The organism is Nocardioides pantholopis, assembly GCF_003710085.1.
GTDB lineage: Bacteria > Actinomycetota > Actinomycetes > Propionibacteriales > Nocardioidaceae > Nocardioides > Nocardioides pantholopis.
The window spans coordinates 2,737,373-2,752,084 of the sequence record NZ_CP033324.1 but is presented as its reverse complement, the minus strand read 5'-3'; the positions used below and the strand labels follow the sequence as shown (position 1 = coordinate 2,752,084).

Below are 14,712 nucleotides of genomic sequence, written 5' to 3'. Positions count from 1 at the left end.
CGGCTGGCGGTGGCGCTGCGCCTCAGCAGCCGGTGCCGAGCTCGCGACGCAGCAGGTCGCCGAGCTCGGCGGGGGTGCGGGCGGTGCGCGGGAAGGTCAGGACGGAGCGGTGGGCGCCCTGGGGGTCCACCCAGCTGAGCGTGACGCGGCCCGGTCGCAGGTCGCTCACCGCGACCCCGAGGACCTCGCCCACCGGCGTGCCGGTGGCCGCCGAGACGCTGCGGCGCAGCTGGTCCTGGTGGCAGTCGTTGGCGTGCTCGCTGGAGCGTTGCAGGAAGCCCCGGTTCAGGGCGTGCCCGGCGGCGGCGTACTCGGCCAGCGGGACGTGGGTGCGCTCGGCGGCGTCGGGGCCGCTGCACAGCGCCACGGCGCGGGGGACCACGCTGACGAACAGGCGTGGCTCGGCGCAGCACTCGCAGGTGTCGTTGCCGGTCACCTCCAGCCGGCCGGTGATCGTCACCACGGCCGCGCGCTCCTTGCTGGCGCTGGGGCCGAGGCCGCTGCGGACCGTGACGACGGCCTCCCGCCCGACCGCCGCGGCGAGCCCCGAGCCCGGGACGCACAGGAAGGTCGGGGTGCCCTGGGCGTCCTGCAGCCCGAGGCCGTCCTCGGCGCCGACTCCGCTGCGCCCCGGGACCATCAGGGTGACCGAGGCCGGGCAGGCCAGGATGCTGCGGGCTTCGGCGGCCGCCTCGCGGGGGTCGAGCTGCGGGCGGATGGTGGGATCGGCAGTCATGGGCCCTCCTTCGAGCACTTAGGTTAGCCTAACCTGCACCGCCGCGCAGCGAATGTCCCACGTCCCGCACCGGCGTCGGAAGGCCTTGTAGGATTGGCACTCAGATCAGTGGAGTGCCAGCTAGGAGGCGAGATGCAGGAGGACCGCAGGCTCGCCGTGCTCCGGGCGATCGTCGAGGACTACGTCTCGACCGAGGAGCCGGTCGGCTCCCGTGCGCTGGTCGAGCGGCACCGACTCGGCGTCTCGCCGGCCACGGTGCGCAACGACATGGCCGTGCTGGAGGACGAGGGCTACATCACCCAGCCGCACACCAGTGCCGGCCGGGTGCCGACGGACAAGGGCTACCGGCTGTTCGTCGACCGGCTCACCACCGTGAAGCCGATGACAGCGGCCGAGCGTCGCGCGATCTCGTCGTTCCTCGACGGGGCCGTCGACCTCGACGACGTCGTCCAGCGCTCGGTCCGGCTGCTCTCGCAGCTGACCCGCCAGGTCGCCGTGGTGCAGTACCCCACGCTCTCGCGCTCGACGGTGCGTCACGTCGAGCTGGTGGCGCTCGGCGCCCGCCGGCTGCTCGCGGTCCTGATCCTCAGCACCGGCCGGGTCGAGCAGCGGGTCGTCGAGGTCGCGGCCGACCTCGGCGACGACCCGCTCGCCGACCTGCGCACCCGGCTCAACCGCGCCGCGGTCGGCCGGACCATCGCCGAGGCGGCGACCGCGCTGCGCGAGGCGGTCCCGGAGGGTGAGGATCCCGCAGCCCTGGCGACCGGCGTGCTGGTCGAGGCGCTGGTCGAGGCCATGGTCGACCACCGCTCCGATGAGCGGATCGCGGTGGGCGGCGCGGCGAACCTCGCCCGCTACGGCGACTCCTTCGACTCCGCCGTACGCCCGCTGCTGGAGGCCCTCGAGGAGCACGTCGTGCTGCTGAAGCTGCTCGGCGAGGCCACCTCCGGAGGCGCGCTCACCGTGCGCATCGGCGCCGAGGGGCCCTACGAGCAGCTCGCCTCCACCAGCGTCGTCGCGACCGGCTACGGACCCCGCGACGAGGCGCTCGCGACCCTGGGCATCGTCGGCCCGACCCGGATGGACTACCCGGGCACCATGTCCGCCGTGCGCGCCGTGGCCCGCTACGTCTCGCGCATCCTCGACGAGGGCTGAGCGCGCCGCCCTCGCGCACCACCGACTCACCCACCAGCACGAAGGAACCACGTTGAGCCAGGACCTGTACCAACTTCTCGGTGTCGACCGGGACGCGGACGCCGACGCGATCAAGAAGGCTTATCGGCGCCTGGCGCGCACGCTGCACCCCGACGTCAACCCGGACCCGGAGACGCAGGAACGGTTCAAGGAGGTCACCCGCGCCTACGAGGTGCTCTCCGACCCGCAGAAGCGGGCGGCGTACGACCGCGGCGGCGACCCGTTCGGCGGCGCGGCCGGCGGGTTCGGTCAGGGCCCTGGCTTCTCGTTCACCGACATCATGGACGCGTTCTTCGGCGGTCAGGGCGGGGCGGCGCAGGGGCGCGGTCCGCGGCCGCGGCACCGGCGCGGCCAGGACGCGCTGATCCGCCTGGACGTCGAGCTGGCCGAGGCCGCCTTCGGCGTCACCCGCGAGCTGAAGGTCGACACCGCGGTGCTGTGCAGCACCTGCCACGGCGACGGTGCGGCTCCGGGCAGCCACCCGGTGCCGTGCGAGACCTGCCACGGCCAGGGCGAGGTCGCGCACGTGCAGCGCTCGTTCCTCGGCGAGATCCGGACCCTGCGCCCCTGTGCGGCCTGCCGCGGGTTCGGCACGATCATCCCCGACCCCTGTCGCGAGTGCTCGGGCGACGGCCGGGTCCGCTCGCGCCGCACGCTGACCGTGAAGATCCCGGCCGGGGTCGACGACGGCACCCGCGTCCAGCTCGCCGGCGAGGGCGAGGTCGGTCCCGGCGGCGGCCCCGCCGGTGACCTGTACGTCGAGATCCACGTCGCTCCGCACTCGACGTTCACCCGGCACGGCAACGACCTGCACTGCACCGTGCTGGTCCCGATGTCCGCCGCCGCGCTCGGCACCACGATCACGCTCCCGACCCTGGAGGCGGACGTCGAGAAGGGCGCCGACAGCGGGGTCGAGACCGAGCTGGAGATCGAGATCAAGCCCGGCACCCAGTCCGGCACCGACCAGGTGCTGCGGGCCCGCGGCGTGCCCGGCCTCCGGGGTGGACGCGGGGACCTCGTGGTCACGATCGCCGTCGAGACTCCGACCCGCCTGGACTCCCGTCAGGAGGAGCTGCTGCGGGAGCTGGCGGCCCTGCGCGGCGAGTCCGACCCGGCGGGCCAGGTCCGACCCGGCACCAAGTCGGTGTTCGGTCGGCTCCGCGACGCGTTCAACCACTGAGCGCGGCGATGTCACTTCCAGTCCACCTGGTCCCGTCGCTCGAGGGGATCCGCGAGGGTGACGAGGTCGTCGTCGAGGGCGACGAGGCCCACCATGCGGTCGCCGTACGCCGCCTGCGCGTCGGCGAGCGCGTCGTCCTCACCGACGGGCGCGGCACCGCCCTCACCGGCGAGGTGACCTCGACCGGCAAGCGGGTCTTCACGGTCGCCACGCTCTCCATCGGCGACGTGATCGCCGCCGACCCGTCCTTCACGGTCGTCCAGGCCGTTCCGAAGGGGGACCGCGGCGAGCTGGCCGTCGAGATGCTCACCGAGATCGGCGTCACCCGGATCGTCCCGTGGGCCGCGTCGCGGTCGGTGGCGGTGTGGAAGGGGGACCGGGCCGAGAAGTCCCTCGCCAAGTGGCGGAGCACCGCCCGGGAGGCCGCCAAGCAGGCTCGGCGCGCCTGGTTCCCCGAGGTGACGCCGCTCGCCAGCACCGACGAGGTCGTCGCGCTGATGGAGGGCGTGGACCTGGTGGTCGTGCTGCACGAGGAGGCGCACGTGCCGCTCGCCTCGCTGGAGCTGCCCGACTCCGGGGAGGTCATGGTCGTGGTCGGTCCCGAGGGCGGCCTGGCCGAGGACGAGATCGACGGCTTCGTCGCCGCGGGGGCGGTCTCGGTCCGGATGGGTGGCGAGGTGCTGCGCACCTCCACCGCCGGGGTGGCGGCCGTGGCCGCGCTGCTCGCGCGCACCCGCCGCTGGGGCTGAGCGACCTAGGTCGCGAGCAGCTCCTCGACCGGGCGGGCTCGGTCGTCGGGTCCTTCCGCGCGGCCGCGGTGAGCGGCGGAACGTCTCCACGACCTGCACCCGGTCGAACGCCTTCCGGTCCAGGAGGGGAGCCTCGCGTGCGGCGAGAGGCACGGCGGCGGTCCCTCCTGCGCCTGCAGCCCCACCAGGTGCCGCACCTCGTCGTCCTCCGGCGACGCCGACACGCTCCATCAGGTGATGGCGCAGCAGTAGGGTCCGGTTGAGCCGGCGCCGGGTGAGCCTCTCTCCCGCACCCCAGGCGCGCTCCCGGTCCGCGTGCGGGCGCAGCGGGTCTCGACACCCTCAGGCTCCAGGGCGCCTTCGCGGCTCGACCACCGGGGCAGGTGGTCGAGCCGTGAGGAGCGCAGCGACGAGCGTGTCGAGGCCCGGGTCAGGTGGTGACGATGGTGGTGCCGGTGTGGTCGCGGCGCAGGTGGATGCCGTTCGGGGTTCGCCACAGGTAGGTGGTCTCGTCGAGCTTGGTGTAGGTCCAGGCTGTGTGGGTCTTGGCTCGGTGGTGGGTGCGGCACAGGGGTGCGAGGTTGGGGTCGGTGGTCTCGCCGAAGTCCTCGTCGTCGCCCGGTGGTCCTTCGCGCTCATGGCGGTGGCGGATGACGTGGTCGGTGTCCGCGCGGCGGGCCGAGCGGCCGCACCAGGGGAAGACGCAGGCCGGGTTGTTGAGCTGGACCCGTTCTGACATTCGGTCGGGGACCTCGTAGGCGGTGGTGTGGTCGACGTCGGCGAGGTCGATGACCGGCTTCACGATGACCTGGGAGTCGGGGCTGGCGCACCAGGTCCTGACCTGGTCGACGGAGACGAACGAGCGGCTGTTCTCGACCCGGGCCAGATGTAGCCCGTCCGCGCCGGCGATGGCCGCCTCGGTGAGGTGGACGTGGACGACGACCTGGCGGGGCTGGCAGCGCTTGGACAGGCCCTCGATCTCGCTCGGGGTGGTGTCCAGGTCGAGGGCCAGCTGGCGGCGGGCGATCTCGCCGACCGCTAGGGAGCGGCGTACGTCGAGGGACTCCGCGCAGCCGAGCTCCCCGAGGATCCGGGCGCCGCGGGCGACCGCGCCTTCGAGGTCGAGGGCGTCGGCCAGGTCGAGCTCGCCGTCGACGATCACGGTGCCTGCGAAGGAGATCCGTCCGGTGTCGAGGTCGAAGTGGCGCCGGTCGGCGGCTGCCTTGCGCTTCTCCTCCGCGCCGGCCGGGTCGAACCGAACCCGGGCCTCCTCGATGAGCCGGTCCAGGGCGGCGTACCCGATCTTTCCGGCCACCGCGTGGACGTGGGTGTCGACGTAGGCCGCGCCGTCGGCGGGCAACGAGAGGGTGTTCGCCGCGACCTTCCGGCCCCGCCAGGCCGGCACCTCTCCGGCCCGCACGGCAGCCCAGGTCCGCGGGAGCCGGTGCGCGAGCTCGACCGCCTCGCCGAGCATCGCCCGGGCCGCGTCCGAGGACATCCCCAGTGCGGCGCCCAGCTCGAGTGGCGCGAACTCGGTGACCAGTGGCGCGCCGGGGCCCGCGATCGCGACCTCACCCTCGGCACCCGGGAGGCAGGCCGCGTCGTCCAGGCAGTCGACCGAGTGCATCGACGCCCAGGCCACCGCGGCCTCGATCAGCTCGACCTCGGCCCGATCCGCGAGAGCCCGGCGCGACCGCACGAAGGCCAGCACCGCGGCGGGGCTGTCGCACTCGCCCAGCGGGGCGGGGTTCGGGTCGATGGCCATAGCACATCCTACTCGAACACGTGTTCGAAGCACCAGGGCTGAGGCGAGCAATGTGGAAGGAAATTCTGCGACGGAGGGCGGGACCGTCACCCCAAGACAACGGCAACGCGACCGCGGGCGGAACCAAGACCCTCAACCCCAGCGGCGCGGAACCACCTGGTCCGGTGACCGGGGTCTCGACACCCTCGAGTGCCCCGGCGGTCGAGCCCGCCGGGGTGACGCCGACTACTTGACGGTGATCGTCCGGGTGTCCTCGGTGGGCCCGAAGCCCTCGCCGCCGGACTGGTCGTCGGTGCGGGCGACGAAGGTGTACTCGCCGGGCGCCAGACCGGCCACGTCGACCTGGGTCTGCCACGGGTAGAGCTTGTCCATCCAGCCGTCGGCGGTGGCGAAGCCCTTCTTGACGACCTTCTTGCCCTGGCGGATCTCCCACGGGACGTTCGCCTCGGGGGAGTTGGCGACACCGCTGGCGGTGAAGCTGCCGGAGACGGTGGCGCCCTCCTCGGGGGCGGTGATGCTGACCAGGGCCAGGGTGTCGAGCTGGTCGCCCGCCGTGACGCCGGAGCCGGCGGTGTCGACCCCGAAGAGCGCGGCCGGGGTGTCGCCGACGAAGACCTGGACCGGCACCCGCTTCTGCTGCACGCCCTGGAGCGTGTAGACGAGCTGCTGGACGGCCAGCGGGCCCTCCTCGGAGGAGTCGAGCCCGGCGGGGGTGGTCCAGGAGTCGTCGGGCAGCGTCACCCGGAAGGCCTCTCCGGTGAACTCGATGCTCGCGAAGCTGCCGGTGGGGTACGCCGTGCGGTAGTCCGGGTCGAGCGCGGCGCCGGAGGTCACCAACGCGGCAGCGGCGGCCAGCGGGTCGGCGGCCGCGACCTTGCGGAACTCGCGGAACAGGCGGGGGCCCTGCGGGGTGTCGCCGACGAAGTACACCGGCACGGTCACCTGCTCGCCCGACTCGGACGCACTCGGGGCCGGGGACGAGGGGGAGGAGGAGGCCGGGTCCGAGGGCGAGGTGCTGGCCGACGGGGTCGCGGAGGTCTCCGGGGAAGCGGGGTCCTGGGCGCGCGACGGCTCGTCCTCCCCGCAGCCGGTGAGGGCGGCGAGGCTGAGCGCCGCGGTGGCGGCGAGGACGGCGGTCCGGAACCTGGGGGAAGAACTCATGGGCCCATCCTCCCGCGAACGCTCGGAACTGGGTGGACCTGCTCCCACATCGGCGGTCCGCGTGTCGGTCCGCGGAGCGGCGCAGCCCCCAGGCCAGGTTCCGTGCGAGCATGCCCGGATGGAGGAGACCGACTGCCTGTTCTGCAAGATCGTCGCCGGCGAGATCCCTGCCGAGGTGGTGCACAGCACCGAGCGGACCGTCGCGTTCCGCGACCTGAACCCCCAGGCGCCCACGCACGTGCTCGTGGTGCCGAAGGCCCACTTCGCGAACGCCGCCGAGCTGGCGGCGGGCGACCCGGTGGCGTCGGCCGAGCTGGTGACCGCGGCGGCCGCGGTCGCCGCTGCGGAGGGGCGCGAGGACTACCGGCTCGTCTACAACACCGGCGCCGACGCCGGGCAGAGCGTGTTCCACACCCACCTGCACCTGCTCGCCGGGCGCTCGTTCGGCTGGCCGCCGGGCTGATCCCGGCGGATCCGCCTCAGTCCAGGACCTCGACGACCAGCCGAAGCGCGTCCAGCACGACGGGCAGGCCGAAGACCGCCAGCATCACCCAGGCCGTGATCCGGTGCACCCGCTTGCGGGGGTCCAGCGAGCCGGCGAAGTCCAGGAGCGCACCGTCGGGCACCGTGTGGTTCAGGCCCATCCGTCGGGCGTCGGGCGGCAGGTGCTGCCCGGGGAACCACGACGGCGGGGTGTCGTCGTCGTGATCGTCGAGATAGGACAGGTCGTCCGGGCCCGGCGGGTCCGCGGGGTCGTCGGGCGGTCTCATCCGTCCACGGTACGTCGCACCCGCCGCCCGCAGGCCGATTCGCCCTCGTTGAAGTGGTGCCGCTCCCGTAACATGGTGATGCTCCCAGCATCTTCCGGAAAGGCCGCCCGGTCCGGGCATCCATGACTGACACGCACCACAACGACGGCGAGCCCCAGGGCACGCCCACCACCAGGCACACCGTGCTGGTCCCCAACAGCATCGACATGGTGAGCCTCCTCGGCCCCGGTGACGAGCACCTCGGGATCATCGAGGGCGGCTTCGAGGCCGAGATCCACGTCCGCGGCAACCGCATCACGATGCGCGGCGAGCCCGGCGAGGTGGCGCTGGCCGAGCGGCTGCTCGACGAGCTGGTGACGATCCTGCGCACCGGGCAGGGGATCAGCTCCGAGACCGTCGAGCGTGCCATCACGATGCTGCGCGCCGAGACCACCGAGCGCCCGGCCGACGTGCTGAGCCTGAACATCCTCAGCAACCGGGGCCGCTCGATCCGTCCCAAGACGCTGAACCAGAAGCGCTACGTGGACTCCATCGACAAGCACACGATCACGTTCGGCATCGGCCCGGCCGGCACCGGAAAGACCTACCTGGCGATGGCGAAGGCCGTGCAGGCGCTGCAGGCGAAGAACGTCAACCGGATCATCCTGACCCGGCCGGCGGTCGAGGCCGGGGAGCGGCTCGGGTTCCTGCCCGGGACGCTGAGCGAGAAGATCGACCCCTACCTGCGCCCGCTCTACGACGCCCTGCACGACATGATCGACCCCGACACGATCCCGAAGCTGCTCGCGGCCGGGACCATCGAGGTCGCGCCGCTGGCGTACATGCGCGGACGCACGCTCAACGACTCCTTCATCATCCTCGACGAGGCGCAGAACACCTCGCCGGAGCAGATGAAGATGTTCCTGACCCGGCTGGGCTTCGGCTCCAAGATCGTGGTCACCGGTGACGTCACCCAGGTCGACCTGCCCAACGGCACGAAGTCCGGACTGCGGGTGATCCAGGACATCCTCACCGACGTCGAGGACATCTCGTTCAACCGCCTGAACAGCCACGACGTGGTCCGGCACCGGCTCGTCGGCCGCATCGTCGCGGCGTACGACGAGTTCGACGCCCGCGGCCCGGTGGCCGGCACCCAGGGCGGCCGCTCGTGAGCATCGAGGTGCTCGACGAGTCCGGCCACGCCCTCGACGTCCGCCACCTCGCCGAGCTGGCCCGCTTCGTGATGGACCGGATGCGGGTGCACCCGATGGCCGAGCTGTGCATCAAGGCCGTCGACGAGGACACGATCGCCGAGCTGAACGAGCAGTGGATGGAGAAGGAGGGCCCCACCGACGTGCTGGCCTTCCCGATGGACGAGCTGCGGCCCGGCCTGGTCGACGAGGAGCCCGAGGAGGGCGTGCTCGGCGACCTGGTGCTGTGCCCGGCCATCGCGGCCCGGCAGGGCGAGGCCGCCGGGCACGGTGAGCTCGCCGAGCTGGAGCTGCTCACCACCCACGGGATCCTGCACCTGCTCGGCTACGACCACGCCGAGCCGGAGGAGCACCGCGAGATGTTCGGCCTCCAGGACGAGCTGCTGGCCCAGTGGCGCGCCACCCGGGCCGCCGGATCTCCGGTGACACCGCAGTGATCCCTGGTGACGTCTGGCTGCTGGTGACGGCAGCCGTGCTGGTGCTGCTCGCCGGCGGGCTCTCGGCGGCCGAGGCGGCGCTGTCGTCGTTCTCCCGGGCCCGTGCCGAGGAGCTCGCGGAGGAGGGCAAGGCGGGTGCCCGCGGCCTGGTGACGCTGCTCGCCGAGCCCGCGGCCGCACTGAACACGGCCTTGTTCCTGCGGCTGCTCTTCGAGATCTCCGCGACCGTGCTGGTCGCCCAGCAGGTCGATGAGATCCTCGACGGCGCCTTCTGGGTCAGCACCCTGATCGCGATCGCGGTGATGCTGGTCGTGCTCTTCGTCGTCATCGGCGTCGCGCCCCGGACCCTGGGCCGCCAGCACTCCGAGACCGTCGCCCGGATCTCCTCCGGCCCGCTGTCGGCGATCACCCGGGTGCTCGGCCCGCTGCCACGGCTGCTGATCCTGATCGGCAACGCGCTCACGCCCGGCAAGGGCTTCCGGGAGGGCCCGTTCTCGACCGAGACCGAGCTGCGGGAGCTGGTCGACCTGGCCGAGGCGTCCTCGGTGATCGAGACCAGCGAGCGGCGGATGATCCACTCGGTCTTCGAGCTCGGCGACACCTCGGCGCGCGAGGTGATGGTGCCGCGCAACGACGTGGTCTTCGTCGAGCGCCACAAGAACCTGCGCCAGACGCTCTCGCTGTTCCTGCGCAGCGGCTTCTCCCGGGTGCCGGTCATCGAGGACAACCTGGACAACATCGTTGGCTTCGCCTACCTCAAGGACGTCGTGCGCCGCGACTTCGAGGCCCCGGACGTGGAGTTCACCCAGCGCATCGACTCGGTGATGCGCCCGGTGCACTGGGTCCCGGAGTCCAAGCCGGTCGACGCGCTGCTCTCCGAGATGCAGGCCAACCACCAGCACATCGCGGTCGTCGTCGACGAGTACGGCGGCACCGCCGGCCTGATCACGATCGAGGACATCCTCGAGGAGATCGTCGGCGAGATCACCGACGAGTACGACCAGGAGGAGGTCGAGGTCGAGCGGCTCGACGACGGCTCGGTCCGCGTCTCCTCGCGCTACCCGGTCGACGACCTCGACGAGCTGGTCGGCTTCGACGTCGCCGAGGAGGACGTCGACTCGGTCGGCGGCCTGATGGCCAAGCACCTCGGCCTGGTGCCGATCCCCGGCTCGCAGGTGGACGCCCACGGCCTGCGCTTCGTCGCCGAGGACACCGCCGGGCGGCGCAACAAGATCGGGACCGTGCGGATCAGCCGACTGACGCCGGCCGACGAGGAGCAGCCCGAGAGACAGGAGTCGATCCGTGAGTGAGCCCCGTGCCGAGCTGAGCGCCGAGGACCGGAAGCTGGTGACGCTGGCCCGCGCCACCCGGGCCCGCACCGGCGCCGCGGAGGGTGCCGCCGTGCGTGACAGCGACGGGCGCACGTACGCCGCCGCGACCGTGGACCTGCCCTCGCTGCGGGTCTCCGCCGTCGGGGTCTGCGTCGCGATGGCTGTCGCGTCCGGGTCCTCGGGCCTGGAGGCCGTGGTCGTGCTCACCGACGCGGACCGGGTCGCCGCTCCCGACCTCGCCGCGATCGCGGAGTTCGCCGGGCCCGAGGTCGTCGTCTACCGGGGGGACCCGCGCGGGACCGTGACAGCGACGGGCACCGCCGGCGCCTGAGCCGGGGCGCCGGCCCCCGTCACCAGTGCGAGGGGATCTGGTCGCCGAGCTCCTCCGGAGCCAGGGCCGCCAGCGCCCGGCGCACCGAGGTGACGATCGTCGCGGCGACGAAGCCGTCGCGGCGCGAGCCCGCGTCGTGCTCGCGGATCGCGGTCGCGAGCCGTTGCACCGCCTCGTCCGTGGCCTCCAGCCGCTCGGGGTCGGCGGTCGGTCCGTCGAGGGAGCGCAGCAGCTCGGCCATCGACTCCAGGGTCCGGGCCGCCGGCGTGATCAGCTCGCCGCGGTCGCGACCGTCGCGCAGCAGGTGCCCGCGCGCGACGACCAGCGAGGCGACGTCGTCGATGAGCAGGGCGAGCTGGTGCAGCGCCCGGGCCTGCTCGTACTCGTGGTCCAGCGTCTCTCGCCAGCGCCCGAGCCGCCAGTTGCCCCGCCTGGCCTCGGTCAGCTCGGCAGTCATCATCTGCAGCCGGCCGATCGCCGGGTGCAGGTCGTGGCGCCGCTTCGCCCACTCGGCTGCGGTCAGCTCGTCCTCGCACCGTAGGCCCTCGGCGAGCGCGTCGAGCTGGTCGGCCAGCATCGTGCGCAGCTCCTCGATGCGCCGCTCGGTGCGCAGCAGCGGCAGCGGCGGCACGGCGAGGTTGACCGCCACGCCCACCGCCGCGCCCATGGCGGTGAGCCCCAGGTAGGCGAGCGGGTAGTGCACCGGGTCGGCGGCGCCGACGAGCAGCACGAACAGGCCGGAGACCGGCACCCAGCTGCCCATGGCGCGCAGCGGCCGCAGGCCGGCAGCCATCGTGCCGATCCCCACGACCACCGCCACCCCGAGGCCCACCGGGACGTCGAGGAGCCGGACCGCGAAGGCCAGGGCCGCCCCGACCGAGACCGCCAGCACCGTCTGGGCGGCGTCCCGTGCCGACCGGGCGACGGTGTTCGTCACGGCGACGACAGCGCCCAGCGGGGCGTAGTACGGGTAGTCGGCCAGGAAGCCCCCGAGCTGCCGCACCAGCAGCCACGCCAGGCCCGCCGCCACGGCGGTCTTCAGCCCCTGGACCACCAGCGGCCGGTGCGCCAGCCAGGTTCCGGCCCGGCCGGGCAGTTGGCGCCACGTCATGGCACACATTCCATCCGAGGTCGGTCCCCGATGACGCATCGGGGCAATCCCGCGACCCGAAACGGGGGAGGCGGGGGAGGAGTACCTTGCAAGAGTGACCGGCGAGAGGGGCCACGACGCCCACCCGCACGCTGTCCGGAGGCTGCAGAGGTCGTACGCGGCGATCCCGGCCGGCTCGCCCGTGCGCCTGGCCAAGCAGACCTCCAACCTGTTCCGGCCGCGGGCCGCGACCACCGCCCCGGGCCTCGACGTGAGCGGCCTGCACGGCGTGCTGGCCGTGGATCCGGTCGCGCGGACCGCTGTCGTGCAGGGGATGTGCACCTACGAGGACCTCGTCGACGCGACGCTCCCGCACGGCCTGATGCCGACAGTCGTCCCCCAGCTGCGCACGATCACCCTCGGCGGCGCGGTCAGCGGGCTCGGCATCGAGTCCACCAGCTTCCGCAACGGGCTGCCGCACGAGGCGGTGCTGGAGATGGACGTGTTCACCGGCGCCGGCGAGGTGGTGACGACCCGGCCGGGCGAGGAGCTCTTCGATACCTTCCCCAACAGCTACGGGTCGCTCGGCTACGCCACCCGGCTGGTGATCCGGCTCGAGCCCGCCCCGCCGTACGTCGCGCTGCGCCACGTCCGGTTCCCCGATGCGGCAGCGCTCGCCGACGCGGTCGCCAAGATCGTCGCCACCGGCGAGCACGACGGCACCCGGGTGGACGGGCTGGACGGCGTCGGCTTCGGGCCCGGCGAGCTCTACCTCACCCTGGCGACCTGGCAGGACGAGCTGGGCGGGACCACGGCCGTCGCGCCGCTGGAGACCAGTGACTACACCGGCCAGGAGATCTACTTCCGCAGCATCCAGCAGCGCAGCACCGATCTGCTCACGGTCTACGACTACCTGTGGCGCTGGGACACCGACTGGTTCTGGTGCTCGGGCGCCTTCGGCCTGCACCGGCCGCTGGTGCGCCGGCTGTGGCCGCGGCGCTGGCGCCGCTCGGACACCTACCACCGGCTGATCGGGCTGGACCGCCGCCTCGGCATCGCCGACCGGCTGGACCGGCGGGCCGGCCGGCCGCTGCGCGAGCGGGTGATCCAGGACATCGAGGTCCCGGTCGAGCGGCTCGCGGAGTTCCTCGCCTGGTTCGACGCCGAGGTCGGCATGCGGCCGGTGTGGCTGTGCCCGCTGGTCGCGGCTCGGGCCTGGCCGACCTACCCGCTCCAGCCGGGCACGACGTACGTCAACGTCGGCTTCTGGGGCACGGTGCCCGTCGGGCCCGAGGCGCCCCGGGGCCCGGTCAACCGGGCGGTGGAGGCGAAGGTCCACGAGCTCGGCGGCCACAAGTCGCTCTACTCCGAGGCCTTCTACGACCCCGAGACGTTCGACGCCCTCTACGACGGGCAGCACCTCGCGGCCGTCAAGGACCGCTACGACCCCGACCACCGGCTCACGAGCCTCTACGACAAGGCGGTGAAGAAGAGATGACACTCCTCCAGAAGCCCACGGTGCCGATCGGCGAGGCGGTCTCCGCGCTGCTGCCCGACGGCCTGCCGGTGCGGTTCACGGCGTACGACGGCAGCGCCGCCGGCCCCGAGGACGCCCCGATCCACCTGGAGCTCCGCACCGAGCGGGGGCTGCGCTACGTGCTCACCGCCCCCGGCGACCTGGGAATGGTGCGGGCGTACGTCTCCGGCGACCTGGTCCTGCACGGCGTGCACCCCGGTGACCCCTACGAGGCGCTCGCGGTGCTGCAGGGCAACCTGCGGTTCCGGGTGCCCAGCCCGGGCGAGGCCGTGCAGCTGGTCCGCGGCATCGGGCTGGGACACCTCAAGCCGCCGCCGCCCCCACCGCAGGAGCAGCTGCCGCGCTGGCGCCGGGCCGTCGAGGGCCTGCGGCACTCGCTGGCCCGCGACGCCGAGGTCATCGGGCACCACTACGACGTCTCCAACGCGTTCTACCGCCACGTGCTGGGGCCCTCGATGGTCTACACGTGCGCGGTGTTCCCCGACGCCTCGGCGACCCTGGAGGAGGCGCAGACCGAGAAGCTGGACCTGGTGGCCCGCAAGCTCGACCTGCGTGCCGGCCAGCGGCTGCTCGACGTGGGCTGCGGCTGGGGCGCGATGGTGCTGCACGCCGCCCGGGAGTACGGCGTGCAGGTGATCGGCGTGACGCTCTCCCGCAAGCAGGCGGAGTGGGGACAGGCAGCCATCGAGGAGGCGGGTCTGGGCCAGCTCGCCCAGGTGCGCCACCTCGACTACCGCCAGGTCGAGGAGAGCGGGTTCGATTCGGTCAGCTCGATCGGGCTGACCGAGCACATCGGGGTGCGCAACTACCCGGCGTACTTCTCGTTCCTGCGCAGCAAGCTGCGCCCGGAGGGGCGGCTGCTCAACCACTGCATCACCCGCCCGCACAACCGCCGCGCGGAGACCGGGGCGTTCATCGACCGCTACGTCTTCCCCGACGGCGAACTCACCGGGTCCGGCACGATCATCGCCGCCGCGCAGGACGAGGACTTCGAGGTCATGCACGAGGAGAACCTGCGCCAGCACTACGCGCTGACCCTGCGGGAGTGGTCCCGCAACCTGCGCGAGCACTGGGACGAGTGCGTCGCCGAGGTCGGCGAGGCCACCGCCCGGGTGTGGGGGATCTACATGGCCGGGTCGCGGCTGGGGTTCGAGCGCAACGAGATCCAGCTGCACCAGGTCCTCGCGGTGCGCACCACCGAGGACGGCTCCGACGGATTCCCGCTCCGGCCGACGTGGTGA

General features: G+C 73.0%; 15 protein-coding genes. 10 read left to right on the top strand and 5 right to left on the bottom strand.

Features of this window, described 5'->3' with window-relative positions; genetic code table 11:
- Nucleotides 1-22 precede the first annotated feature (22 nt).
- Nucleotides 23-736, bottom strand: coding sequence for a hypothetical protein (locus EBO35_RS13215; protein ID WP_122818112.1), 714 nt, complete (start codon nt 734-736; stop codon nt 23-25).
- Nucleotides 737-868: 132 nt separating this feature from the next.
- On the opposite strand from EBO35_RS13215, the gene hrcA reads away from it, so the two are divergent.
- The 3 genes from hrcA to EBO35_RS13200 are packed head-to-tail and all read left to right on the top strand — an operon-like array spanning nt 869 to nt 3,859.
- Nucleotides 869-1,891 carry a heat-inducible transcriptional repressor HrcA gene (gene hrcA, locus EBO35_RS13210; protein ID WP_122818111.1) on the top strand — a complete coding sequence of 341 codons (1,023 nt, stop codon included), beginning with the start codon at nt 869-871 and terminating at the stop codon, nt 1,889-1,891.
- A gap of 52 nt (nt 1,892-1,943) precedes the next feature.
- Nucleotides 1,944-3,110, top strand: coding sequence for a molecular chaperone DnaJ (gene dnaJ, locus EBO35_RS13205; RefSeq protein WP_122818110.1), 1,167 nt, complete (start codon nt 1,944-1,946; stop codon nt 3,108-3,110).
- Between the two features lie 8 nt (nt 3,111-3,118).
- Nucleotides 3,119-3,859, top strand: a complete 741-nt coding sequence (locus EBO35_RS13200) for a 16S rRNA (uracil(1498)-N(3))-methyltransferase (protein WP_122818109.1) — start codon at nt 3,119-3,121, stop codon at nt 3,857-3,859.
- 430 nt (nt 3,860-4,289) lie between these two features.
- On the opposite strand, the gene EBO35_RS13195 is transcribed toward EBO35_RS13200, so the two are convergent.
- Together EBO35_RS13195 and EBO35_RS13190 are read right to left on the bottom strand one after the other, a co-directional pair.
- Nucleotides 4,290-5,624: an HNH endonuclease gene (locus EBO35_RS13195; protein WP_122818108.1), complete on the bottom strand. Its 1,335-nt coding sequence runs from the start codon at nt 5,622-5,624 to the stop codon at nt 4,290-4,292.
- Between the two features lie 225 nt (nt 5,625-5,849).
- Nucleotides 5,850-6,785 carry a Gmad2 immunoglobulin-like domain-containing protein gene (locus EBO35_RS13190; RefSeq protein WP_122818107.1) on the bottom strand — a complete coding sequence of 312 codons (936 nt, stop codon included), beginning with the start codon at nt 6,783-6,785 and terminating at the stop codon, nt 5,850-5,852.
- A gap of 118 nt (nt 6,786-6,903) precedes the next feature.
- Between EBO35_RS13190 and EBO35_RS13185 the strand changes: the two genes are divergently transcribed.
- Nucleotides 6,904-7,248: a histidine triad nucleotide-binding protein gene (locus tag EBO35_RS13185; protein WP_122818106.1), complete on the top strand. Its 345-nt coding sequence runs from the start codon at nt 6,904-6,906 to the stop codon at nt 7,246-7,248.
- A gap of 16 nt (nt 7,249-7,264) precedes the next feature.
- Here EBO35_RS13185 and EBO35_RS13180 read toward each other — a convergent pair whose 3' ends face one another.
- On the bottom strand, nt 7,265-7,555 hold the full coding sequence (locus EBO35_RS13180) for a hypothetical protein (RefSeq protein WP_122818105.1): 291 nt from the start codon (nt 7,553-7,555) through the stop codon (nt 7,265-7,267).
- Between the two features lie 122 nt (nt 7,556-7,677).
- On the opposite strand from EBO35_RS13180, the gene EBO35_RS13175 reads away from it, so the two are divergent.
- The 4 genes from EBO35_RS13175 to EBO35_RS13160 are packed head-to-tail and all read left to right on the top strand — an operon-like array spanning nt 7,678 to nt 10,844.
- Entirely contained in the window at nt 7,678-8,706 is a 1,029-nt protein-coding gene (locus EBO35_RS13175) for a PhoH family protein (protein ID WP_122818104.1), read from the top strand.
- Nucleotides 8,703-9,182, top strand: coding sequence for an rRNA maturation RNase YbeY (gene ybeY, locus EBO35_RS13170; protein WP_122818103.1), 480 nt, complete (start codon nt 8,703-8,705; stop codon nt 9,180-9,182). Before EBO35_RS13175 ends, ybeY begins: the two co-directional genes overlap by 4 nt.
- A complete protein-coding gene (locus tag EBO35_RS13165; RefSeq protein ID WP_317983487.1) occupies nt 9,179-10,492 on the top strand; it encodes a hemolysin family protein in 1,314 nt (437 codons plus the stop codon). Before ybeY ends, EBO35_RS13165 begins: the two co-directional genes overlap by 4 nt.
- Nucleotides 10,485-10,844: a cytidine/deoxycytidylate deaminase family protein gene (locus EBO35_RS13160; RefSeq protein ID WP_122818102.1), complete on the top strand. Its 360-nt coding sequence runs from the start codon at nt 10,485-10,487 to the stop codon at nt 10,842-10,844. The genes EBO35_RS13165 and EBO35_RS13160 overlap by 8 nt, the downstream gene beginning before the upstream one ends.
- 19 nt (nt 10,845-10,863) lie before the next feature.
- Here the strand turns inward: EBO35_RS13160 and EBO35_RS13155 are convergent, their stop codons facing one another.
- Entirely contained in the window at nt 10,864-11,955 is a 1,092-nt protein-coding gene (locus tag EBO35_RS13155; RefSeq protein WP_164477961.1) for an FUSC family protein, read from the bottom strand.
- Between the two features lie 94 nt (nt 11,956-12,049).
- Here EBO35_RS13155 and EBO35_RS13150 point away from each other — a divergent pair, with 94 nt between their 5' ends.
- Both EBO35_RS13150 and EBO35_RS13145 read left to right on the top strand, forming a co-directional pair.
- A complete protein-coding gene (locus EBO35_RS13150) occupies nt 12,050-13,432 on the top strand; it encodes an FAD-binding oxidoreductase (protein WP_122818100.1) in 1,383 nt (460 codons plus the stop codon).
- Nucleotides 13,429-14,712 carry a class I SAM-dependent methyltransferase gene (locus tag EBO35_RS13145; RefSeq protein WP_122818099.1) on the top strand — a complete coding sequence of 428 codons (1,284 nt, stop codon included), beginning with the start codon at nt 13,429-13,431 and terminating at the stop codon, nt 14,710-14,712. Before EBO35_RS13150 ends, EBO35_RS13145 begins: the two co-directional genes overlap by 4 nt.

Bases quoted from the DNA above. Each gene is read 5' to 3' on its own strand.
- EBO35_RS13215 (WP_122818112.1), bottom strand. From the start codon at position 736: ATGACTGCCGATCCCACCATCCGCCCGCAGCTCGACCCCCGCGAGGCG.
- hrcA (WP_122818111.1), top strand. From the start codon at position 869: ATGCAGGAGGACCGCAGGCTCGCCGTGCTCCGGGCGATCGTCGAGGAC.
- EBO35_RS13200 (WP_122818109.1), top strand. From the start codon at position 3,119: ATGTCACTTCCAGTCCACCTGGTCCCGTCGCTCGAGGGGATCCGCGAG.
- EBO35_RS13195 (WP_122818108.1), bottom strand. From the start codon at position 5,624: ATGGCCATCGACCCGAACCCCGCCCCGCTGGGCGAGTGCGACAGCCCC.
- EBO35_RS13190 (WP_122818107.1), bottom strand. From the start codon at position 6,785: ATGAGTTCTTCCCCCAGGTTCCGGACCGCCGTCCTCGCCGCCACCGCG.
- EBO35_RS13185 (WP_122818106.1), top strand. From the start codon at position 6,904: ATGGAGGAGACCGACTGCCTGTTCTGCAAGATCGTCGCCGGCGAGATC.
- EBO35_RS13180 (WP_122818105.1), bottom strand. From the start codon at position 7,555: ATGAGACCGCCCGACGACCCCGCGGACCCGCCGGGCCCGGACGACCTG.
- EBO35_RS13175 (WP_122818104.1), top strand. From the start codon at position 7,678: ATGACTGACACGCACCACAACGACGGCGAGCCCCAGGGCACGCCCACC.
- EBO35_RS13155 (WP_164477961.1), bottom strand. From the start codon at position 11,955: ATGACGTGGCGCCAACTGCCCGGCCGGGCCGGAACCTGGCTGGCGCAC.
- EBO35_RS13145 (WP_122818099.1), top strand. From the start codon at position 13,429: ATGACACTCCTCCAGAAGCCCACGGTGCCGATCGGCGAGGCGGTCTCC.